This window comes from Pseudonocardia ailaonensis (assembly GCF_039531635.1).
GTDB classification, from domain to species: domain Bacteria; phylum Actinomycetota; class Actinomycetes; order Mycobacteriales; family Pseudonocardiaceae; genus Pseudonocardia; species Pseudonocardia ailaonensis.
Map to the genome: position 1 here is coordinate 15,804 of NZ_BAAAQK010000006.1, position 19,379 is coordinate 35,182.

The 19,379-nt window shown below is 73.6% G+C and carries 20 protein-coding genes; 11 read left to right on the forward strand and 9 right to left on the reverse strand.

Annotation, left to right across the window (positions count from 1 at the left end; genetic code table 11):
• Nucleotides 1–124: 124 nt before the first annotated feature.
• Nucleotides 125–451, reverse strand: a complete 327-nt coding sequence (locus ABD324_RS13980) for a hypothetical protein (protein ID WP_344416445.1) — start codon at nucleotides 449–451, stop codon at nucleotides 125–127.
• A gap of 80 nt (nucleotides 452–531) precedes the next feature.
• On the reverse strand, nucleotides 532–705 hold the full coding sequence (locus ABD324_RS13985; protein ID WP_344416447.1) for a CsbD family protein: 174 nt from the start codon (nucleotides 703–705) through the stop codon (nucleotides 532–534).
• Between the two features lie 155 nt (nucleotides 706–860).
• On the opposite strand from ABD324_RS13985, the gene ABD324_RS13990 reads away from it, so the two are divergent.
• The 3 genes from ABD324_RS13990 to ABD324_RS14000 are packed head-to-tail and all read left to right on the forward strand — an operon-like array spanning nucleotide 861 to nucleotide 2,394.
• Complete coding sequence (locus tag ABD324_RS13990; RefSeq protein WP_344416449.1) at nucleotides 861–1,451, forward strand: RNA polymerase sigma factor; 591 nt, start codon at nucleotides 861–863, stop codon at nucleotides 1,449–1,451.
• Complete coding sequence (locus ABD324_RS13995; RefSeq protein WP_344416451.1) at nucleotides 1,442–2,008, forward strand: Asp23/Gls24 family envelope stress response protein; 567 nt, start codon at nucleotides 1,442–1,444, stop codon at nucleotides 2,006–2,008. Before ABD324_RS13990 ends, ABD324_RS13995 begins: the two co-directional genes overlap by 10 nt.
• Nucleotides 2,005–2,394, forward strand: a complete 390-nt coding sequence (locus ABD324_RS14000) for an Asp23/Gls24 family envelope stress response protein (RefSeq protein WP_344416453.1) — start codon at nucleotides 2,005–2,007, stop codon at nucleotides 2,392–2,394. The genes ABD324_RS13995 and ABD324_RS14000 overlap by 4 nt, the downstream gene beginning before the upstream one ends.
• On the opposite strand, the gene ABD324_RS14005 is transcribed toward ABD324_RS14000, so the two are convergent.
• On the reverse strand, nucleotides 2,381–3,112 hold the full coding sequence (locus tag ABD324_RS14005; RefSeq protein ID WP_344416455.1) for a (2Fe-2S)-binding protein: 732 nt from the start codon (nucleotides 3,110–3,112) through the stop codon (nucleotides 2,381–2,383). The two genes, ABD324_RS14000 and ABD324_RS14005, sit on opposite strands and share 14 nt — an antisense overlap.
• 579 nt (nucleotides 3,113–3,691) lie before the next feature.
• Between ABD324_RS14005 and gltB the strand changes: the two genes are divergently transcribed.
• Together gltB and ABD324_RS14015 are read left to right on the forward strand one after the other, a co-directional pair.
• Entirely contained in the window at nucleotides 3,692–8,230 is a 4,539-nt protein-coding gene (gltB, locus tag ABD324_RS14010) for a glutamate synthase large subunit (RefSeq protein ID WP_344416732.1), read from the forward strand.
• Between the two features lie 65 nt (nucleotides 8,231–8,295).
• Nucleotides 8,296–9,747, forward strand: a complete 1,452-nt coding sequence (locus ABD324_RS14015) for a glutamate synthase subunit beta (protein WP_344416457.1) — start codon at nucleotides 8,296–8,298, stop codon at nucleotides 9,745–9,747.
• A gap of 43 nt (nucleotides 9,748–9,790) precedes the next feature.
• Here ABD324_RS14015 and ABD324_RS14020 read toward each other — a convergent pair whose 3' ends face one another.
• The 4 genes from ABD324_RS14020 to ABD324_RS14035 form a co-directional block, all read right to left on the reverse strand.
• A complete protein-coding gene (locus ABD324_RS14020) occupies nucleotides 9,791–10,795 on the reverse strand; it encodes a cation diffusion facilitator family transporter (RefSeq protein ID WP_344416459.1) in 1,005 nt (334 codons plus the stop codon).
• 317 nt (nucleotides 10,796–11,112) lie between these two features.
• Nucleotides 11,113–11,556: a nitroreductase family deazaflavin-dependent oxidoreductase gene (locus ABD324_RS14025; RefSeq protein ID WP_344416461.1), complete on the reverse strand. Its 444-nt coding sequence runs from the start codon at nucleotides 11,554–11,556 to the stop codon at nucleotides 11,113–11,115.
• A 141-nt stretch (nucleotides 11,557–11,697) separates the two neighbouring features.
• A complete protein-coding gene (locus ABD324_RS14030; RefSeq protein ID WP_344416463.1) occupies nucleotides 11,698–11,958 on the reverse strand; it encodes a hypothetical protein in 261 nt (86 codons plus the stop codon).
• A 37-nt stretch (nucleotides 11,959–11,995) separates the two neighbouring features.
• Complete coding sequence (locus tag ABD324_RS14035; RefSeq protein ID WP_344416465.1) at nucleotides 11,996–12,661, reverse strand: DedA family protein; 666 nt, start codon at nucleotides 12,659–12,661, stop codon at nucleotides 11,996–11,998.
• Between the two features lie 117 nt (nucleotides 12,662–12,778).
• Between ABD324_RS14035 and ABD324_RS14040 the strand changes: the two genes are divergently transcribed.
• The 3 genes from ABD324_RS14040 (at nucleotide 12,779) to ABD324_RS14050 (ending at nucleotide 16,014) form a co-directional block, all read left to right on the forward strand.
• The gene (locus ABD324_RS14040; protein ID WP_344416467.1) at nucleotides 12,779–13,300 is read left to right on the forward strand and encodes a DUF1697 domain-containing protein; all 522 of its coding nucleotides are present in this window, start codon (nucleotides 12,779–12,781) and stop codon (nucleotides 13,298–13,300) included.
• Between the two features lie 74 nt (nucleotides 13,301–13,374).
• A complete protein-coding gene (locus tag ABD324_RS14045) occupies nucleotides 13,375–14,685 on the forward strand; it encodes an ABC1 kinase family protein (RefSeq protein WP_344416469.1) in 1,311 nt (436 codons plus the stop codon).
• A gap of 9 nt (nucleotides 14,686–14,694) precedes the next feature.
• The gene (locus ABD324_RS14050; protein ID WP_344416471.1) at nucleotides 14,695–16,014 is read left to right on the forward strand and encodes an ABC1 kinase family protein; all 1,320 of its coding nucleotides are present in this window, start codon (nucleotides 14,695–14,697) and stop codon (nucleotides 16,012–16,014) included.
• 31 nt (nucleotides 16,015–16,045) lie between these two features.
• On the opposite strand, the gene ABD324_RS14055 is transcribed toward ABD324_RS14050, so the two are convergent.
• Nucleotides 16,046–16,843: a phytanoyl-CoA dioxygenase family protein gene (locus ABD324_RS14055; RefSeq protein WP_344416473.1), complete on the reverse strand. Its 798-nt coding sequence runs from the start codon at nucleotides 16,841–16,843 to the stop codon at nucleotides 16,046–16,048.
• Nucleotides 16,844–16,946: 103 nt separating this feature from the next.
• Between ABD324_RS14055 and ABD324_RS14060 the strand changes: the two genes are divergently transcribed.
• Nucleotides 16,947–17,435 carry a hypothetical protein gene (locus ABD324_RS14060; RefSeq protein ID WP_344416475.1) on the forward strand — a complete coding sequence of 163 codons (489 nt, stop codon included), beginning with the start codon at nucleotides 16,947–16,949 and terminating at the stop codon, nucleotides 17,433–17,435.
• A 9-nt stretch (nucleotides 17,436–17,444) separates the two neighbouring features.
• Here the strand turns inward: ABD324_RS14060 and ABD324_RS14065 are convergent, their stop codons facing one another.
• Nucleotides 17,445–18,431, reverse strand: coding sequence for a thiamine-phosphate kinase (locus ABD324_RS14065; RefSeq protein WP_344416477.1), 987 nt, complete (start codon nucleotides 18,429–18,431; stop codon nucleotides 17,445–17,447).
• An 88-nt stretch (nucleotides 18,432–18,519) separates the two neighbouring features.
• Between ABD324_RS14065 and ABD324_RS14070 the strand changes: the two genes are divergently transcribed.
• Together ABD324_RS14070 and ABD324_RS14075 are read left to right on the forward strand one after the other, a co-directional pair.
• Nucleotides 18,520–18,756 (forward strand): Lrp/AsnC ligand binding domain-containing protein, encoded by a 237-nt coding sequence (locus ABD324_RS14070; protein WP_344416735.1) that lies wholly within the window; start codon nucleotides 18,520–18,522, stop codon nucleotides 18,754–18,756.
• Between the two features lie 4 nt (nucleotides 18,757–18,760).
• On the forward strand, nucleotides 18,761–19,336 hold the full coding sequence (locus tag ABD324_RS14075; protein WP_344416479.1) for a DUF3515 domain-containing protein: 576 nt from the start codon (nucleotides 18,761–18,763) through the stop codon (nucleotides 19,334–19,336).
• The last annotated feature ends 43 nt before the right edge of the window (nucleotides 19,337–19,379 follow it).

Sequence of the window (19,379 nt, forward strand, 5' to 3'; positions counted from 1 at the left end):
GACCGCGCCGCTCACGGATCGGACCGGAAGGGTCGAGGACACGAGTGGCGACACGCGCGCCGGGCACGTGTCCGGCGAGTCTAGGCGAGACGCACCCGGGCCGGTCGGGCGGTCGGTCGGCGGGTCAGGCTCGTGGGAGCGGGTGTGGGGTCGGGGCCGCCACCACGTCCGCGACGGTCACGTCCACGGCCCGCTCGCCGACGACCCCGCGCACCGCCGCCGCGATCTCCTCCGCGACGGCGGGCAGGCCCGCCGGCCACGGCCGCAGGACGACGACGGCGACCTCCACCGGCCCGTCTCCCACCCCGACCCGGACCCCCACCACCCGACGCCCGGGCAGGTAGGAGGCGATGCTGCCGAACGGCCCGCCGTCGAGGCGGACGACCGCGGGATGGGCGAGCACGGCCGCGGCGACGGCCTGCGGCAGGTCCGGCTCCGGTCCGAGGCTCACTGACCCACCCTAGGCCCGGCCGGGTCAGGCACAGCAGAACGCCCCGGCCGCTCGGGCCGGGGCGTTCGCGCACACGGGGATCAGCGCTTGAAGACGTCCTTGATCTTCTCGCCGGCCTGCTTCACGTCCGCGCCCATCTGGTCCGTGCGGCCGTCGGCCTCGAGCTCCGGGTCGTCGGTCGCGCGTCCGGTGGCCTCCTTCGCCTTGCCCTTCAGCTCCTGGGCCTTGTTCTCGAGCTTGTCCTTCGCGCTCATGCGACACCTCCGCCTGTGCGGGCCCGGCGCGCGACCGGTCGTTCCGGCGACTACCGTCGGGCCCCGCGGTCGGGCTACCCCGTCGACCGCCCGGCACTCCCGATGTGACCGGCGTCACGGGGTGGGACTCGGCGGACGGGGGCGGAGTGCGCGCGATGCGGGTGTCGCCTTCCGCGCCGGTGCCGGAACCACCCCCGCCCGAACAGGGCCTGGACGAGCAGACGCTCGTGGTGCGGGCCCGGGAGGGCGACGTCCGGGCGTTCTCCGAGCTCGCCCGCCGACACCAGGACGCCCTCTACCGGCTGGCCCTGCGGCTGGTCGGGAACTCCTCCGACGCGGAGGACGCACTGCAGGAGTCCCTGATCGACGCGTGGCGGCGGCTGGTGCGGTTCCGCGCGGACTCGTCGTTCTCCACCTGGATGTACCGGATCGTGACGAACCGGTGCCTGGACCTGCTGCGCCGCAGGCGGCCCGCCGTCCCGGTCGACCAGCTCGCCGAGGAGCTCGCCGCTCCGGCGGCGGGCGCCCCGGAGCAGGCCGCCGAGGTCGACGCCGGACTGGCCGCGCTGCGGGTGGCGCTGCGCCGGCTGCCGGACGAGCAGCGCGCCTGCTGGGTGCTGCGCGAGCTGGAGGGCCTGGGCTACGCGGAGATCGCCGAGATCACCGGGGCCGGCGAGACGGCGGTGCGCGGCCGGATCCACCGGGCCCGCACCGCGCTGGCGGGAGAGATGCGCGCATGGAGATAGAGGAGAGGATCGAGCCGCTCGCCTGCGGGCGCGACGCCGCGGAGGTCTGGGACGCCGCCGTCGCCGGCAGGCTCGACGAGCACGCCCGCAGCTGCCCGCACTGCGGCGCCGCCGCGGCCGACGCGCTGCGGCTCGACGGCGTGGTGCACCGATTGGCGGACGAGCGGCCGGTGCCGCCGGCGTCGGTCCTGGACCGGGTGATGAACGCCGTGGCGGACACGGTGATCGCGGAGCTGCGGCCGCAGGACCTGCTGGTGCTCGACTCCCCCGCAGGCCCGGCGCGGCTGAGCCGCGCGGCCGCGGCCCGGGTGATCCGGCACGTGGTCGACGGCATGGACGGCATGCGGGCCCGCAGCTGCCGGATCGAGCAGGACCCCGACACCGGCGAGCGGACGACGGCTCAGGTCGCCATCACGGTCACAGCACGCTTCGGCGTCGATCTCGCCTCCGTCACCGCGCGCGTCCGGCAGATGGTCCTCGCGGCCGGTGAGCAGGCCCTCGGGGTGCCCGTGAGCAGGGTGGACATCACGGTCGTCGACCTCTGGGAGGGGCCGTGAGCACCCCGGCCGGGTCGACCCCGCCCCCCACTCCCCCGGTCCGCCTCCACGTGGCCGACGTCGTCGTGGCCCGGATCGCGGCGGCCGCGGCGCGCGCGGTGCCCGGGGTCGCGGCCCTGCGCCCCGATCTCGGCCAGGCCCTGCTCGGCCTCGCGGGGAGCCTGCTCGGCGAGCAGGGCGGCCCGCTCTCCGCGGCGGGCGCCGCCGCGACCGTCGACGGTGACGTCGCCCGGATCTCGTTGACGCTGGTCACCACACTGGGCCACAACTGCCGGGACCTCGCCGCCGCCGTCCAGCGGGCCGTCGGGGCGCAAATCCGTACCGAGACCGGGCTCGGCGCGGTGGTCACGGTGACCGTCGCGGACGTCGCGCTCAGCCCGGGCTGAGCGCCCGCCCGCCGGGGACCCGCCCGCCGAGGACACAGTCCCCGCAGGTCCCGCCGCCGGGGATCCGGTAGTAGAGGCAGCAGGAGCGGCGCCGGAAGGTCCAGCCGGTGTCGGGCGGCGCGGGCGGGCGGCGCATGCCGGTGGCCGCGAGCAGCGGATGGTCCAGCACGGCGGCGGCCAGCTCGGCCGTGCGCAGGGCCGCCGGGGGACGGTCCCCGGCGAGGACCCGCTCGGCCCCGGCGACGGACGAGCCGACGTTGCCCCACAGCACCTTCCGGGACACCGGCACCAGCGCCGCCGCCGCCTCCACCAGCGGCTCCGCGATCTCCGCGACGAGCGCGGGCAGCCCGGCGGCCGGCCGCACCCGCTCCGGGTCGGCGCTCCACAGCGGCCACGGGCCGGTCATCGAGACCCGCCAGTGCAGGGTCGCGGGATCGAGACCGGGCAGCACCCCGTGCAGGGCGGCCGCGGCCAGCGGCGCCGAGAGGAACCGCGCGGCCAGGCCCTGCACCGCGATCGACGCCGCGACCCGCTCGGCGACCGGCGCACCGGCCTGCTCCGAGAGCACCCGGCCCACGTGGTCCACCCGCGCCGCCAGGGCGGACGACGTGCCCAGCTCGGCCAGCGGCCGCCACGTCGGGTCCACTCCCTCCGCCGGATCGGCCGACACCGCGAAGAAGGGGCCGACCCGCGCGACGTCCGTGAGTACGTTCCGCATCGACATGGTCACGGTCCGCCGTCACCCGGCCGGGTGGGGGCCCGGCCACACCCCGGGGCACCTCCACCCGTCGACGTGCGCTGCGTCACGCAAGGCTCCCCTCACTCGTCTCCGGACATCGGTCACGACCTGCCCACACGGATGCGCCGGTGATCTCCGCTACGCCGATCGCGGCCCGCTCCCGCCCAGGTCACACCGCTTGCCCACGCTATCTCTGGCGGAAGCCGGGTGCGGCGTGCGACCCTTTCGCCGGCGAGCCCGCACCCATCGACGCGTGCTCTCGCGCAAGGGCACACCGCAGGCCGGGCCAGCAGCCGGGGTTCGGCCGACACACGTGCGCTCGAACGACCACTGGAGACGACGACGCGCAGTCCGCAGGGTACGCCCGACCGGACCAGCGCCAGCGTTCCGTCGGAGCATCGCTGTATTCTGGACATTCCTTGGCACCACAAGGTCCACGTCGTCCCGATGCGAAGTCGGGGTGCACCGAGACGACAGGAGGAGCTGTTGGCTGCGACCAACGACCCCGCCACCACGGGCAACGGGCAGGCTGTCCCGTCCGTTCCCGCTCCCGGCGGGCTGTACTCCCCCGAGCACGAACACGACGCCTGCGGCGTCGCGATGGTCGCCGACCTCCAGGGCCGGCGTGACCACGCGATCGTCCGGCGGGCGCTGACCGCGCTCCTGCGCCTCGAGCACCGCGGCGCACGCGGCGCCGAGGAGAACACGGGCGACGGCGCGGGCATCCTGATCCAGGTCCCCGACGCGTTCTACCGCGAGGTCGTGGACTTCGCGCTGCCCGCGGAGGGCAGCTACGCCACCGGCATCGCCTTCCTCCCCCGGGACGCCGAGGCCGCGGACGCGGCCGTCGCGCGGATCAACCAGCTCGCCGCCGAGGAGAACCTGCGGGTCCTCGGCTGGCGCGAGCTGCCCACGGACCCGGAGAAGGCCGACCTGGGGCCCAGCGCCCTGGCCGCCATGCCCGGCTTCCGGCAGCTGTTCGTCGCCGGCATCGAGACGGGCATCGTGAAGCCCCCGCCCACCGACATCGAGCTGGAGCGGCGCACCTTCTGCCTGCGCAAGCGCGTCGAGCACGCCACCGGGGTCTACTTCCCCAGCCTGTCGCCGCGCACGGTCGTCTACAAGGGCATGCTGGCCGAGCCCCAGGTCGAGGCGTTCTACCCGGACCTGGCCGACGAGCGCGTCACGAGTGCACTGGCGGTGGTGCACTCGCGCTTCTCCACCAACACCTTCCCGGCGTGGCCGCTGGCCCACCCGTACCGGTACGTGGCCCACAACGGCGAGATCAACACGCTGCGCGGCAACCGGAACTGGATGAAGGCGCGCGAGGCGCTGCTGGAGTCCTCGAAGCTGCCCGGCAACCTGGACCGCCTGGTCCCGATCGTCACGCCGGACGCGAGCGACTCCGCGACCTTCGACGAGGTGCTCGAGCTCCTGCACCTGTCGGGCCGCCCGCTGGCGCACGCCGTGCTGATGATGATCCCGGAGGCGTGGGAGAACCACGCCGAGATGGACCCGGCCCGGCGCGCGTTCTACGAGTACCACTCGAACCTCATGGAGCCCTGGGACGGCCCCGCGCTCGTCGCGTTCACCGACGGCGTCCGCATCGGCGCCGTGCTCGACCGCAACGGGCTGCGCCCGGCCCGCTACTGGGTCACCGAGGACGGGCTCGTGGTCCTGGCCTCCGAGGTCGGCGTCCTCGACGTCGAGCCGGAGCGCGTCGTGCGCAAGGGCCGGCTCGAGCCGGGCCGCATGTTCCTGGTGGACACCGCCGAGGGCAAGATCGTCGCGGACGACGAGATCAAGGGCGAGCTGGCGGCCGCGGAGCCGTACGCGGAGTGGCTGCACGCCGGCCGGATCGATCTCGCGGACCTGCCCGAACGCCAGCGCGAGACGCCCACCCACGTGGAGCTCACGCTGCGCCAGCAGACCTTCGGCTACACCGAGGAGGAGCTCAACGTCCTCCTCAAGCCGATGGCGGCGGCCGGTGCCGAGCCGATCGGCTCGATGGGCAACGACGCGCCGATCGCCGCGATCTCCGAGAAGCCGCGGCAGATCTACGACTACTTCATCCAGCTGTTCGCCCAGATCACGAACCCGCCGCTGGACGCCATCCGCGAGGAGCTCGTCACCTCGCTGCGCTCGCTGCTCGGCCCCGAGGAGAACCTCCTGGAGGCCGGCCCGGCGAACTGCCGGCGGATCGTGCTGCCCTTCCCGGTGCTGGCCAACGAGGACCTGGCCAAGATCGTCCACGTCAACGACGACGGCGACATGCCCGGTTTCGCCAGCTACACCGTCAAAGGCGTGTTCAAGGCGGCCGACGGCGGCGCGGGCCTGGTCCGGCGGCTGCAGGAGATCCGCGGCGAGGTGTCCGACGCGATCTCGGGCGGTGCCCGGCTGATCGTGCTGTCCAGCCGCGGCATCGACGCGGAGCACGCGCCGATCCCGTCGCTGCTGCTCACCGGGGCCGTGCACCATCACCTGGTGCGCGAGCGGACCCGCACGCAGGTCGGCCTGCTCGTCGAGTCCGGGGACGCCCGCGAGGTGCACCACATCGCGCTGCTCATCGGCTTCGGCGCGTCGGCGGTCAACCCGTACCTGGCCATGGCCACCGTGGAGGACCTCGCCGAGCGCGGGGACATCCCGGGGACCGACGCCCGGACGGCGGCCAAGAACCTGGTCAAGGCGCTGGGCAAGGGCGTGCGCAAGACGATGTCCAAGATGGGCATCTCGACCGTCGCGTCCTACACCGGCGCGCAGATCTTCGAGGCCGTCGGCCTGTCGAAGGAGGTCGTCGAGACCTGCTTCGCCGGCACCACGTCGCGGATCGACGGCGTCGGGTTCGACGTGCTGGCCCGCGAGGCGCTCGCGCACCACCGGCGCGCCTTCCCCGCGGACGGCACCCGGGCGTCGCACCGGGCGCTGGCCGTCGGCGGCGAGTACCAGTGGCGCCGCGAGGGCGAGCTGCACCTGTTCAACCCGCAGACCGTGTTCAAGCTGCAGCACTCGACCCGCTCCGGCCGGTACGAGATCTTCAAGGAGTACACGAAGGCGGTCGACGACCAGGCGAAGCGGCTGATGACGCTGCGCGGGCTGTTCGCCTTCAAGGAGGGTGTGCGCCCGCCGGTGCCGCTCGACGAGGTCGAGTCGGTCGAGTCGATCGTCACGCGCTTCGCCACCGGCGCCATCTCCTACGGCTCGATCAGCCAGGAGATGCACCAGACCCTCGCCATCGCGATGAACCGCCTGGGCGGCAAGTCGAACACCGGCGAGGGCGGCGAGGACTCGGACCGCTTCACCCCCGAGCCCAACGGCGACTCCCGGCGCAGCGCGATCAAGCAGGTCGCCTCGGGCCGGTTCGGCGTGACCAGCGAGTACCTGGTCAACTCCGACGACATCCAGATCAAGATCAGCCAGGGTGCCAAGCCCGGCGAGGGTGGTCAGCTGCCCGGCGGCAAGGTCTACCCCTGGATCGCGAAGACCCGTGGCAGCACGCCCGGCGTGGGTCTGATCTCCCCGCCGCCGCACCACGACATCTACTCGATCGAGGACATCAAGCAGCTCATCCACGACCTGAAGAACGCCAACCCGAAGGCCCGCATCCACGTGAAGCTGGTCAGCCAGGTCGGCGTCGGCACGGTCGCGGCGGGCGTGGCGAAGGCCTACTCGGACGTCGTGCTCATCTCGGGCCACGACGGCGGGACGGGCGCGTCGCCGCTGTCCTCGATCAAGCACGCGGGCGGCCCCTGGGAGCTCGGCCTCGCCGAGACCCAGCAGACGCTCCTGGCCAACAACCTGCGCGACCGGATCGTCGTGCAGGCGGACGGGCAGCTCAAGACCGGCCGGGACGTCGTCATCGCGGCCCTGCTGGGCGCCGAGGAGTTCGGTTTCGCCACCGCGCCCCTGGTCGTCAGCGGCTGCATCATGATGCGCGTCTGTCACCTGGACACGTGTCCGGTCGGCGTCGCGACGCAGAACCCGGTGCTGCGCGAGCGGTTCGACGGGCGCCCCGAGTACGTCGTCAACTTCATGCGGTTCGTGGCCGAGGAGGTGCGCGAGTACCTGGCGCAGCTCGGCTTCCGGACCCTGGAGGAGGCCGTCGGCCACGCCGAGGTCCTCGACACGGACGCGGCGGTGCACCACTGGAAGACCGAGGGCCTGGACCTGCGCCCGATCTTCCACACCCCGGAGCTGCCGAAGGGCGCGTCGCGCCACCGCACCCGCAACCAGGACCACGGCCTGGAGAAGGCCCTGGACAACACCATGATCCAGCTGGCCGAGGGCGCGCTGTCCTCCGGCGACAAGGTCCGCCTGGACCTGCCGGTGCGCAACGTCAACCGGACCGTCGGCACCATGCTCGGCTACGAGCTCACCAGGCGGTGGGGCGCCGAGGGCCTGCCGGACGACACGATCGACATCACGCTGACCGGCTCGGCCGGGCAGTCGCTGGGCGCGTTCGTGCCGAAGGGCATCACGCTGCGGATGGTCGGCGACACGAACGACTTCTTCGGCAAGGGCCTCTCCGGCGGCCGGCTGATCCTGCGGCCGGACCCCCGGGCGCCGTTCGTGGCCGAGGAGAACATCATCGCCGGCAACGTGATCCTCTACGGGGCCACGGCGGGCGAGATGTTCATCCGCGGCATCGTCGGCGAGCGCTTCTGCGTGCGGAACTCCGGCGCGACGGCGGTCGTCGAGGGCGTGGGCGACCACGGCTGCGAGTACATGACCGGCGGCAAGGTGGTCGTGCTGGGCAGGGTCGGCCGCAACTTCGCGGCGGGCATGTCCGGCGGCACCGCCTACGTCCTGGACCTGCACGCGGACGGCGACCTGCTGGCCAAGCGGGTCAATCCCGAGATGGTCGACCTCGATCCCCTGGACGACGCGGACCGCGAGTTCCTGCGCGGCGCCGTCGAGTCCCACCACGCGGAGACCGACTCCCCGGTCGCCCGCGCCCTGCTCGCCGACTGGGACGTCGCGGTGGAGCGCTTCGGCAAGGTCATGCCGAAGGACTTCAAGCGCGTGCTGCAGGCCCGCGAGCAGGCCGAGAAGGATGGCCGCGACGTCAACGCGGCGATCATGGAGGCGGCGCATGGCTGAGCTGCGCACCCGATCCACCCGAGGGGACGGCCAGGCAGAGCCGACCATCAGCACGGAGGCTGCACATGGGTGACCCGAAGGGATTCCTCACCACCGCGCGGGAGACCCCGAAGCGGCGTCCCGTCGACCTCCGCCTGATGGACTGGCGGGAGGTCTACGAGGACTTCCCCCGCGAGACCCTCGAGAAGCAGGCCGGCCGCTGCATGAACTGCGGCATCCCGTTCTGTCACCAGGGCTGTCCGCTGGGGAACCTGATCCCGGAGTGGAACGACCTCGTCTACCGCCACGACTGGCGTGAGGCGATCGAGCGGCTGCACGCCACCAACAACTTCCCGGAGTTCACCGGGACGCTGTGCCCCGCCCCGTGCGAGGCGGCGTGCGTCCTCGGGATCAACGACGACGCCGTCACCATCAAGCAGGTCGAGGTCGAGATCGTGGACCGGGCCTGGGACGAGGGCTGGGTGACCCCGCAGGTCGCCGAGACGAAGACCGGCAGGAAGGTCGCGGTCGTCGGCTCCGGGCCCGCGGGCCTCGCCGCCGCGCAGCAGCTCACCCGCGCCGGGCACGACGTCGTCGTGTTCGAGCGGGCGGACCGGATCGGCGGGCTGCTCCGCTACGGCATCCCCGAGTTCAAGATGGAGAAGGCGCGCCTCGACCGGCGGCTCGAGCAGATGCAGGCCGAGGGCACGCACTTCCGCGCCTCGGTCACCGTCGGCGAGGACGTCACCGTCGAGCAGCTGCGCGAGGAGTACGACGCCGTCGTGCTCGCCGGTGGCGCCACCGCGTGGCGCGACCTACCGGCCAAGGGCCGCGAGCTCGAGGGCATCTACCAGGCCATGGAGTTCCTGCCCTGGGCGAACCACGTCCAGCAGGGCGACATCGACGAGCCGCCGATCTCGGCGAAGGACAAGCACGTCGTGATCATCGGCGGTGGCGACACCGGGGCGGACTGCCTCGGCACCTCGCACCGCCACGGCGCCGCGTCGATCACGCAGCTCGAGATCATGCCGACGCCGCCGGAGCACCGCACCGAGGGCATGCCCTGGCCGACGTACCCGATGGTCTACCGGGTGTCGTCCGCGCACGAGGAGGGCGGCGAGCGCCTGTTCTCGGTGAACACCACCGAGTTCGTCGACGACGGCACCGGCAAGGTCAAGGCGCTGCGGCTGGTCGAGGTCAAGCGCGGCGACAACGGCTTCGAGGCCATCGAGGGCACCGAGCGCGAGATCCCGGCGGACCTGGTCCTGCTGGCGATGGGCTTCGTCGGTCCGCAGAAGGCCGGTCTGGTCGAGCAGCTGGGCGTGGAGCTCGACGAGCGCGGCAACGTGCGGCGCGACCAGAGCTACATGTCCAGTGTGGACGGTGTGTTCGTGGCCGGCGACATCGGCCGCGGGCAGAGCCTCATCGTGTGGGCGATCGCGGAGGGCCGCTCCGCCGCCGCGGGGGTCGACACCTACCTGACGGGCCGGGACATCCTCCCGAGGCCCATCAACCCCACGGATCGCCAGATCGCCTGACAGACCCGTGAGTGGCGATGGTCGCCAGAGCGACTATCGCCACTCACGAGTCGAAGGTGCGGCCGTAGCGCTCCAGGACCCGGGAGCGCATCGTCTCGTCCGTGCGCGGCACCGGCTCGAGGAAGATCTCGGCGAGGTCGGGGAACCGCGCCCGCAGGTCGGCGTCGATCGCCACGCAGGCCCGCTCCACGTCGTCCGCGCCGAGGGCGCCGTCGAAGTCGAGGCGGGCGCAGAGCAGCACCGAGTCCGTGCCGAGCATCATCGTCAGCAGGTCGACCACCGCGTCGACCTCCGGCCGCGCCGCCAGGTCGTCGGCGATCGCCCGGACCAGCCGCGGGTTCGCCTGCCGGCCGATCAGCAGGCCCTTGTTGGTGCGGCCCAGGATGTACGCGACGCCGCTCAGCAGCAGCCCGATCAGCAGGGACGCGACGCCGTCCCACAGCGCCGAGCCGGTCAGCTGGTGCAGCCCCACGCCCCCGAAGGCCAGCACGAGCCCCACCAGCGCGGCGCTGTCCTCGAAGAACACCGTCTTGACCGTGGGATCGTCCGTGCCGCGCAGCCAGGCCCGGAAGGTCGTCTCCTCCGCCGCGGCCTCGTTCCGGACCTGACGGACGGCCTGGAGCCAGGAGAAGCCCTCCAGCACGAACGACACCCCGAGCACCGCGTAGGCCACCCAGGCGAGCGTCTGCTCGGCCTCGCCGCCGACGATCGTCCGGACCCCCTCGTAGATCGCGAACACCGCGCCGGACACGAAGATGGAGACGGCGGCGATCAGCGCCCAGAAGAAGCGCTCCTTGCCGTACCCGAACGGGTGACGTCGGTCCGGGCGCCGGGCGGAGCGTCGCAGGGCCGTCAGCAGCAGTCCCTCGGTGGCGGTGTCCGCCACGGAGTGCGCGGCCTCGGCGAGCATCGCGGACGAGCCGGTGAGCAGTCCGGCGACCAGCTTGAGCACCCCGATGAGGGCGTTCGCCCCGCCGGCGATCAGCACGGTCAGGGTGCTCTCTTCGCCACCGGTTGCCGTCTCACCTGCGGATTCAGCTGTGCTCACGCCCAGACCGTAGCCCGGCGCAACGGCCGCCGCGCACGGCCGTCACCCCACGGTCGAGGGAGTTGTCCTTTTTCTCCCGTCCCGCGCCGCACGGTCGGTCCCACGCGCCCGTCGGCGACCGCTTGCGGAAGCAAGGATCCGGTGGACCGCCTGTCCGGCAACGACCGATCGGCGCGTTCCGTGCCACGTTCGACGGTACTGATGGTGTTCGTGGGAATCCGACCGAAACCCCGTGGGGCTCCGCGCGTTGAACGGAGCACCGGTGCCGGTGGACTGGGGAGCCCCCACCGGCACCGGACAACCTCCCCGGATCCCGCTCAGGAGATCCGGAAGACGGGGAAGCCCGGTGCCACCGCGAGCAGCGTCTCGTCCGTCGAGCTCTTGTCGACGCCCTCGAAGAACGCCCCGACCTCCCAGGCCCAGCGCCGCAGGTACTCGCGGATCACGACCGGCTTGGCCGCGTCGGTCAGCTCGGTGGCGGTGAAGGTCTCGGTCCGCCGGCCCACCCGCAGCTCACCGGTTCCGGAGGCGCGCAGGTTGCGCACCCACTGCGTGTGCCCGCGGGGCGCCACCAGGTAGCGCTCGCCGTCGACGGTCAGCAGGTTCACCGGCGTCGTCCGCCACTGCCCGCTCGTGCGGCCGCGCACGGCCAGCACCCGGCTGCCCATCACGCTGATGCCGGCGCGGGTCAGTCCCGCGACCACGCGGTTGAAGAAGGCGGTCCCGCTCGACGGGACGAGGTAGCGCTGGTTCGCGATCATCGGGTTCTCCATTTCGAGAGCAGTGCTCTGTGTTGAGAACAGTGAACACCCGATGCGGCGCACGCGTCAAGAGCAGTGCTCTCTCTTTTGCCGAGATGAACCTCAGGGCGGTTTCGGGGGCCCCGAAAACCGCCCTGAGGTTCATCTCGACTCGTCGAGTTCGAGCTCGAAGGCGTCGTCGCCGATCCAGACGCGCAGGCCCTCGGCGTCCTCGGTGAGGAAGCCGTCCTCCTCCTCGCCCAGCTCGCGGGCGGCCCCCAGGGCCAGGGCGCTGTAGCGCACCCGGCCCTCCCCCACGTCCATGGGCCGGTACTCGCGGGCCAGCCGCGCCGTCCGGCTCTCGGCGGCCAACCACGCCGCGTTGTCCTCGCCGACCTCGACCACCCACGCCTCGTCGCGCACGGGCGGAGTATCCGCCCGGTCGATCACGCGCGGAGTCTCAGCCTGAGACAGCGGGCTCCGGCTCGGTCTCGGTGACGACGACCGGGCTCCGGCGGGCCGTGACCCGCCTGTGCACCCTGCGGCCGATCTCGAACGAGCCCGCCGTCACGACCGCCATGCCCATCCCCGCCAGCAGGCACAGCAGCGGGTTCCCGCCGGTCAGCGGGCCGAGGGCGAGGCCGACCAGCAGCATGTAGACCGACCAGATCACCGAGCTGACCGCCGACGCCGGCAGGAACGCCCGCAGCGGGAGCCGCACCCGTCCGCACGCGGCGGTGCTGACCAGTCGGCCACCGGGGATCAGGCGCGCGCCCACACAGGCGACGATCGGCCGTCGGTAGAGGTTGCGGCGCACCCAGGCACCCAGGCCCACGGCGGAGTCCGCGCCCGCACCCCGCAGGATCCGGTTCGACGAGCGCCCCAGCGAGTAGACGAGCACGTCCCCCACCATCGAGCCCGCGACGGCGGCGACGAACAGGCCGATCACCCCGGCCACGTCGTGCGTGCCGAAGGCGGCCAGCGCCGACACCGTCAGCAGGGTCTCGCTCGGCAGCACCGGGAACGGGCCGTCCAGCGCGATCAGGACCGCGAGCACCGGCAGCAGCCAGACGCTGTGCAGCACGGCGTCGAACATCGCCGTGAGCCAGCCCGCGTCGGGTTGCACCAGTGGTCCCTCCTGTCCGGTTCGTCGGTGTACTCGTCCGAGGCTGCCAGAACGTCACAGCCCGGTCACGGGGGTCATCCCCCATTTCCGTCGGGGGTTACCGGTAGGTTCCGGCCCGTGACGGGGTACGCGGTGCTGCTGCGGGGGATCAACGTCGGCGGCAACAAGAAGGTCGCGATGGCGGACCTGCGGGAGCTGCTCGCGGACCTGGGATACACGCAGGTCAAGACGCTGCTGCAGAGCGGCAACGCGGTGCTGGCGGCCGACGAGGAGCCCGCTCGGGTGGCCGCCCGGGTCGAAGAGGCGCTCGCGGAGCGCTACGGCACCGAGATCCGCGTCCTGGCGCTCACGCTCGGGGACCTGGAGGCGGTCGAGGCCGCCCACCCCCTGCGCGAGGTCGCCGACAACGGCTCCCGGATGGTCGTGCTGTGGCTGTTCGGGCCGGTGGGCACGCCCAGCCCCGCCTCGCTGGACGAGGAGCGGATCGTCGTGGGCGACGGCGTGATCTACCAGTGGTGCCCCGAGGGGATCTCCAACTCCCCGGACGTGGCGGCCTTCGTCCGCAAGGAATGGAAGATCGCGACGACCGGGCGGAACTGGAACACCCTGGAGAAGCTGATCGGGGCCATCCCCCGATAGGTGGTGCTATCCACACCCCGGATCTCCGTGGTGCCCCGGACGACTGCTGCCCGGGATCGCGCGACGCTCTTCCCATGACGACGCTCATCCCGGCCTCACCGCGCACCCGTACCGCGGCCCTCGCGGCCCTCCCGGTGGCGTTCGCCGGGCGCGCCGTCGCCGGCCGCGTCCGCCGCCTCGCCGGGGCCGACGCCGAGGAGGTGTCGGCGGAGACCATGGCGCGCAACGCCGAACAGCTCTTCGCCGTGCTCGGCAGACTCAAGGGCGGCGCGATGAAGGTCGGCCAGGCCCTGTCGGTGTACGAGCCGATGATCCCCGCCGAGATCGCCGGGCCCTACCGCGAAGCGCTGACCAGGCTGCAGGCCGAGGGCCCGACCATGCCGGCCCGCGAGGTCCACCGGGTCCTCGCCGACCAGCTCGGCCGCGGCTGGCGCTCCCGCTTCCGCGCGTTCGACGACGAGCCCACGGCCGCCGCGAGCGTGGGTCAGGTGCACCGGGCCGTGTGGCAGGACGGGCGAGAGGTCGCCGTCAAGGTCCAGTACCCCGGCGCCGGGGAGGCCCTGGCCGCGGACCTGCGCACGCTGGAGCGCTTCGCCGCGATCCTGACCCTGATCGTCCCCGCGCTCGACGCCAAGGCCCTACTGCGCGAGCTCCGCGCCCGGATGCTCGACGAGCTGGACTACCGCGCCGAGGCCGACCGCCAGCGGCTCTTCGCCCGCGAGTTCGCGGGATCGTCGCTGGTGGTGCCGCGGGTCGTGGCGTCCGCGCCGGCCGTGATCGTGTCCGAGTGGCTGGACGGCGTGCCGCTCGGTTCCCTGATCGGCGCCGGGGTCGACGGCGCCACCCGGGACCGCTGGGCGACGACGATCGTCGAGGCCATGTTCTCCTCCCCCGCCCGGCTGGGGATGCTGCACGCGGACCCGCACCCCGGCAACTTCCTGGTCCTGCGGGACGGCCGGCTCGCGATGATCGACTTCGGGGCGGTCGCAGCGCTGCCCGACGGTTTCCCGCCCGCGCTGGCCGGGCTGTTCACCCACCTGGCCCGCGGCGACGCGGACGCGATGATGGCGCTGCTGCGGGCCGAGGGCTTCGCAGGTGCGGACGTCCGCGCCGAGGAGGTCCTCCGCTACGTCGGCGCGCTGGCCGATCCGCTGCGCACCGAGCGCTTCCACCTGCACCGGGAGTGGATGCGGGAGCAGGGCGACCGGGTGGTCAACCTGCGCAGCCGCGCCTTCCGGGAGACCGGCCGGCGCCTGTCGCTCCCGCCGGAGCACCTGCTCGTGGTCCGGGTGCTGTCGGGCTGGCTGAACATCCTCGCCCAGCTGGACTGCACCGTCGGGCTGCGCGGCATCGCCCGGGAGTGGGTGCCGGGGTTCGCGCCCTAGGGTGGGGTCATGCCGGAGGGGATTCCGCAGGGTGGGCTGGGTCGGTCCGCACGCCTCGCCGGCCTGCCGCTGGCGTTCGCCGGACGGGCCGTGAGCGGCTGGGGCCGCACCCTGGCCGGGGCCGACGCCGACCAGGTCTCCGCGGACACCCTGGCCCGCAACGCCGAGCAGCTCTTCGCCGTGCTGGGCACGCTCAAGGGCGGCGCGATGAAGCTCGGCCAGGCCCTGTCGGTGTACGACGCGATGATCCCCGCGGAGATCGCCGGGCCCTACCGCGAGGCGCTGGCGACCCTGCAGACCTCCAGCCCGCCGATGCCCACCGCGGACGTCCACCGGATGCTCGCCGAGCAGCTCGGCCGCGGCTGGCGCTCCCGGTTCGGCTCGTTCGACGAGGAGCCGGTGGCCGCGGCGAGCCTCGGCCAGGTGCACCGGGCGGAATGGGGGGACGGCCGGGAGGTGGCCGTCAAGGTCCAGTACCCGGGCGCCGACCTGGCCCTCGACGCGGATCTCCGTACCCTGCAACGCTTCTCGCGCCTGTTCGCGGCGATCTTCCCGGCCCTCGACGCCCGCTCCCTGGTCCGCGAGCTTCGGGAACGCACCCTCGAGGAGGTCGACTACCGCATCGAGGCCGACCGCCAGCGGGCCTTCGCCGCGGCGCTCGGCGACCGGCCGGGCCTGCGGGTGCCGCGCGTGGTGGCCTCGTCGCCGAAGGTCCTCGTCTCCGAGTGGCTCGACGGGGTGCCGCTGCGGGAGTACCTGGGCGGTCGGGGCTCGGAGCAGGACCGGGACCGGTGGGGCCACACGATCGTCGAGACGATGTTCGCCTCGCCCGCCCTGGTCGGGATGCTCCACGCGGACCCGCACCCGGGCAACTTCCTGGTCCTCGACGACGGCGACCTCGGCATGATCGACTTCGGCGCGGTCGCCACCCTGCCGGACGGGGTGCCGCCCGTGCTCGTCGAGATCCTGCGGCTGACGGCCGCGGAGGAGTCCACGGCGCTCACCCGGCTGCTGCGCGACGAGGGCTTCCTCGCCCCCGGCGCGGACTCGGCGGACGTGCTGCGCTGGGTCGGGGCGCTCGCCGATCCGCTGCGCGCGGAACGCTTCCACTTCACCGAGGAGTGGATCGCGCGCCAGGGCGAGCGGGTGGCCAACCCGACCAACCGCGCCTACCGCGACACCGGCCGGGCGCTGATGTTCCCGGCGGAGTACGTGCTGGTCATGCGGGTCCTCTCGGGCTGGATGAACATCCTCGCCCGCCTCGACTGCACCGTCTCCGCCCGCGCGCTGGTCGAACGCTGGATCCCCGGCTTCGCGCACCCCCTGTGAGTGGCATCGTCGCTCTGGCGACTATTGCCACTCACGAGGTCTGTGGCAGGGCCTCGCGGACCGGGAGGGCGACGGGAGTCGGGTCGGGGGTGTCGAGGTCCAGCAGGCCCGTGGGTACCAGCGGGGGCTGGGCCATGAACTTCACCCGGGACTCGTGGTGCTCCTGGGCGGAGTGGACCAGGAACGGGTGGACGAGCCAGACGTCCCCCGGTGCGCCCGTGGCGAGGGCGGTGGGCAGGTGCTCGGTGGCCGGGACGACCTCACCGGCGAAGGCGAAGAACTCCGCGCCCTCGTCACCGTGCGGGGCGAGCAGGCGGGCCGCGTCGCGGTGCGAGCCGGGACGGACCTTCGTCGGGGCGTCCACCTCCGTGACCTCGGAGAACAGGAAGAGCAGCAGCAGGGCGCGCCCGCGCGAGCGCAGGCCGAGCCGGAACTCGCCGCCGGGCCCCGCGTAGCTGCCCTCCACGTGCCAGCCGGCGTCGCCCGGGTCGCCCAGTCGGTTGAGCGGGGTATGCGGAAAACGGATCGGGAAGGTGCCCAGCCCGAGCCGCGGCGTCCAGGCCCCGGGGCCGGCCAGCTGGTCGAACGCCGAATGGAGACGGTCGGTGGTCGCCGCCCGCCGGAACGGGGCGTCGCCGCGACCGGCGATCCGGTGCACGGGGCGGGTCCAGGTGGCCGGCTCGTCCTCGCGGGCCCCGATCTCGGCCTCGAGCTGCTGCCAGAGCAGGCCGCGGCACTCGTCGGCCAGGGCGCGCGGGAAGGCCTCCTCGAGCAGCACGCACCCGTCGTCGACGAAGGTCCGGACCTGGGCGGGGGAGAGCGCGGGCACGGAGATCACCGTGCCGCGCCGGGATCGCCCGTTCCACCGGTTTTCCGGGCGATCACCGTCACTCCACGTAACGGCCCGCAGCAGGACGCCGATGGTGCTCGATGTGAGCGAGCCCGACCCGACCCCCGACACCGCGAGCCCGACCCTCCGCACCACCTATCTCGCGATCGCCCCGGAGCCGGCCGGGACGCCACCCGCTCCGGCCGGCACTCCCGCCGCGGCGCCGGTCCCGGCCGCGCCGCGGACCGGAACCGCGGACGCGACACCGGCCCCCGCCACCGAGCCTGCCCGGACCGCACCCGGTCCGCGGCCCGCCGACGATCGCTCCGGGACCGACCCCGCTCCGCACGTCGACACCGCACGGCCCGACCCCGCCGTCGCGGGCGGCAGCCCCGGCGACGGACCGGCGTCCGCGCTCACGGACCCCGGCCCCTCGACCGCCCGCCTCGAGAGCCCCGTCGCGCCCCCGCCCACGGTCCCCGCTCTCCCCCTGGCGCCGGCCGATCCCGCCGACCGCCCCTTCGCCCGCCCGCAGCGCTCCGCCCCCGGCAAGCCCGGCACCTTCCTGCGCCGTCTCCTGCGCCGCGCCTGACACCGACGGTCAGGTGAAGTGCTGCCATCCGCTCGGGCCCTCGTGGGCCTCGCCGTCGACGGTCACCCCGGTGCCCTCCTCCACCGCGCCGACCACGGTGAAGCCCTCCGGGAGGGGCGTGGACGGCGGGAAGGTGGCGGCCAGGGCGTGGTCCTCGCCGCCCGTCAGCATCCAGTCGACGGGATCGACGCCCAGGGCGGAGCCGACGTCGCGGAGCCGGTCCGGGATCGCGAAGGCGGTGCGGCGCAGGTCGATCCGCACCCCGGAGGCCTCGGCGACGTGCGCCAGGTCGGCGAGCAGGCCGTCGGACACGTCGATCATGGCGGTGGCGCCGGCGACGGCGGCGGCCGGCCCGGCGGCATAGGGCGGTTGCGGACGGCGGTGGGCGTCGACCACCGCGCCGGGCGAGCGGAAGCCGCGGGTCAGCACGGCGAGCCCCGCGGCGGACCAGCCCAGCCGCCCGCACACGGCCACGACGTCGCCGGGCCGCGCACCCGAGCGCGTCACCGCCTCACGGCCCTCCAGGGTGCCCAGCGCCGTCACGGACACGACCAGCTGCGACGACGACGCGACGTCCCCGCCGACCAGCCCGACGTCCACGAGCCCGGCCTCGGCCCACAGCCCGTCGGCGAGTCCCTCGAGAACCTCCACCGGCGTGTCGCGGGGCGCAGCGAGACCCACGAGCAGACCCGTCGGGACCGCCCCCATGGCGGCGATGTCGGCGAGGTTCGCCGCCGCCGCTTTGCGTCCCACGTCGACCGGGCTCGACCAGTCCAGGCGGAAGTGCACGCCCTCCACCAGCACGTCCACGCAGGCGACGACCCGTCCGTCCGGCGCCGCGACGACCGCGGAGTCGTCCCCCGGGCCGAGCAGGGTGGCGGCCGGCTGGATCCGCTCGCGGGTCACCCGGGCGATCAGGCCGAACTCTCCCACGGCACCGAGGGTGACCGTGTCGTCCGGTGTGTTGCTCGCCTCTTGGTTCGGCGATGGGGCCACGGGCACTCCTCAAGGTACGTTGCCTTCCGACTTTCCTACCGGACGACGGTTCCGGCGGGACCGAGCAGCAGAAGTGGAGGGGCACGCCGTGGTGCAGGCCTACATCCTGATCCAGACCGAGGTCGGCAAGGCCGCCGCCGTCGCCGGGGAGATCGCCGGGATCACCGGCGTGATCACCGCCGAGGACGTCACCGGACCGTACGACGTCATCGTGCGCGCCGAGGCCGGCAGCGTCGACGAGCTCGGCCAGCTCGTCGTCGCCAAGGTGCAGGGGGTCGCCGGGATCACCCGGACGCTGACCTGCCCGGTGGTCAAGCTCGGCTGAGCCCGTGACCAGCACTCCCCCGCGACCCGGCCTCGACCTGCGACGACCGGCGGTGGTCCTCGCGATCGCGCTGCCGGTGCTCCTCGCGCTGGTCGTGGCCGGGCTCGCGGTGGCGGCCAGGGCGGGCGCGTTCTCGCCCACGGTCGCAGCGGAGACCGGGCCGCTCGCGCTCGCCCCGGTCGACGCGCCCGACGCCACCTCGGCGGGCTGCACGTCCCTGCTCGCCGCGCTCCCGGCGGACCTGCCGGGTGATCCGGCGCTGGCCGGGCGGCCGATGGCCGAACCTGTCCAGGCCGGGACGAAGGCGTGGGCCGCCGTGCCGCGCCCCGTCGTGCTGCGCTGCGGTCTCTCCCGCCCGCAGGAGCTCACGCCGACCGCCACGCTCACGGACGTCAACGGCGTGAGCTGGCTGACGATCACGGACGGCACCCCCCAGCCCACCCTGGTCACCTACGTGGCCGTGGACCGGGGCGTCTACATCGCCCTGACCACGCCGACCCAGATCGGCTCGGGCCCCGTCCAGTCCGTCAGCGACCGGATCGCCGCCACCCTCCCGAAGCGCCCCCTCCAGCTCCGCTGACCCCACCCCCGCGAGTCGGCACTTTCGGGAGTGCGAAACACAC

Coding starts and splice junctions, on each gene's coding strand:
- ABD324_RS13985 (WP_344416447.1), bottom strand. CDS start 705: ATGAGCGCGAAGGACAAGCTCGAGAACAAGGCCCAGGAGCTGAAGGGC.
- ABD324_RS13990 (WP_344416449.1), top strand. CDS start 861: ATGCGGGTGTCGCCTTCCGCGCCGGTGCCGGAACCACCCCCGCCCGAA.
- ABD324_RS13995 (WP_344416451.1), top strand. CDS start 1,442: ATGGAGATAGAGGAGAGGATCGAGCCGCTCGCCTGCGGGCGCGACGCC.
- ABD324_RS14005 (WP_344416455.1), bottom strand. CDS start 3,112: ATGCGGAACGTACTCACGGACGTCGCGCGGGTCGGCCCCTTCTTCGCG.
- ABD324_RS14015 (WP_344416457.1), top strand. CDS start 8,296: ATGGGTGACCCGAAGGGATTCCTCACCACCGCGCGGGAGACCCCGAAG.
- ABD324_RS14025 (WP_344416461.1), bottom strand. CDS start 11,556: ATGATCGCGAACCAGCGCTACCTCGTCCCGTCGAGCGGGACCGCCTTC.
- ABD324_RS14045 (WP_344416469.1), top strand. CDS start 13,375: ATGACGACGCTCATCCCGGCCTCACCGCGCACCCGTACCGCGGCCCTC.
- ABD324_RS14050 (WP_344416471.1), top strand. CDS start 14,695: ATGCCGGAGGGGATTCCGCAGGGTGGGCTGGGTCGGTCCGCACGCCTC.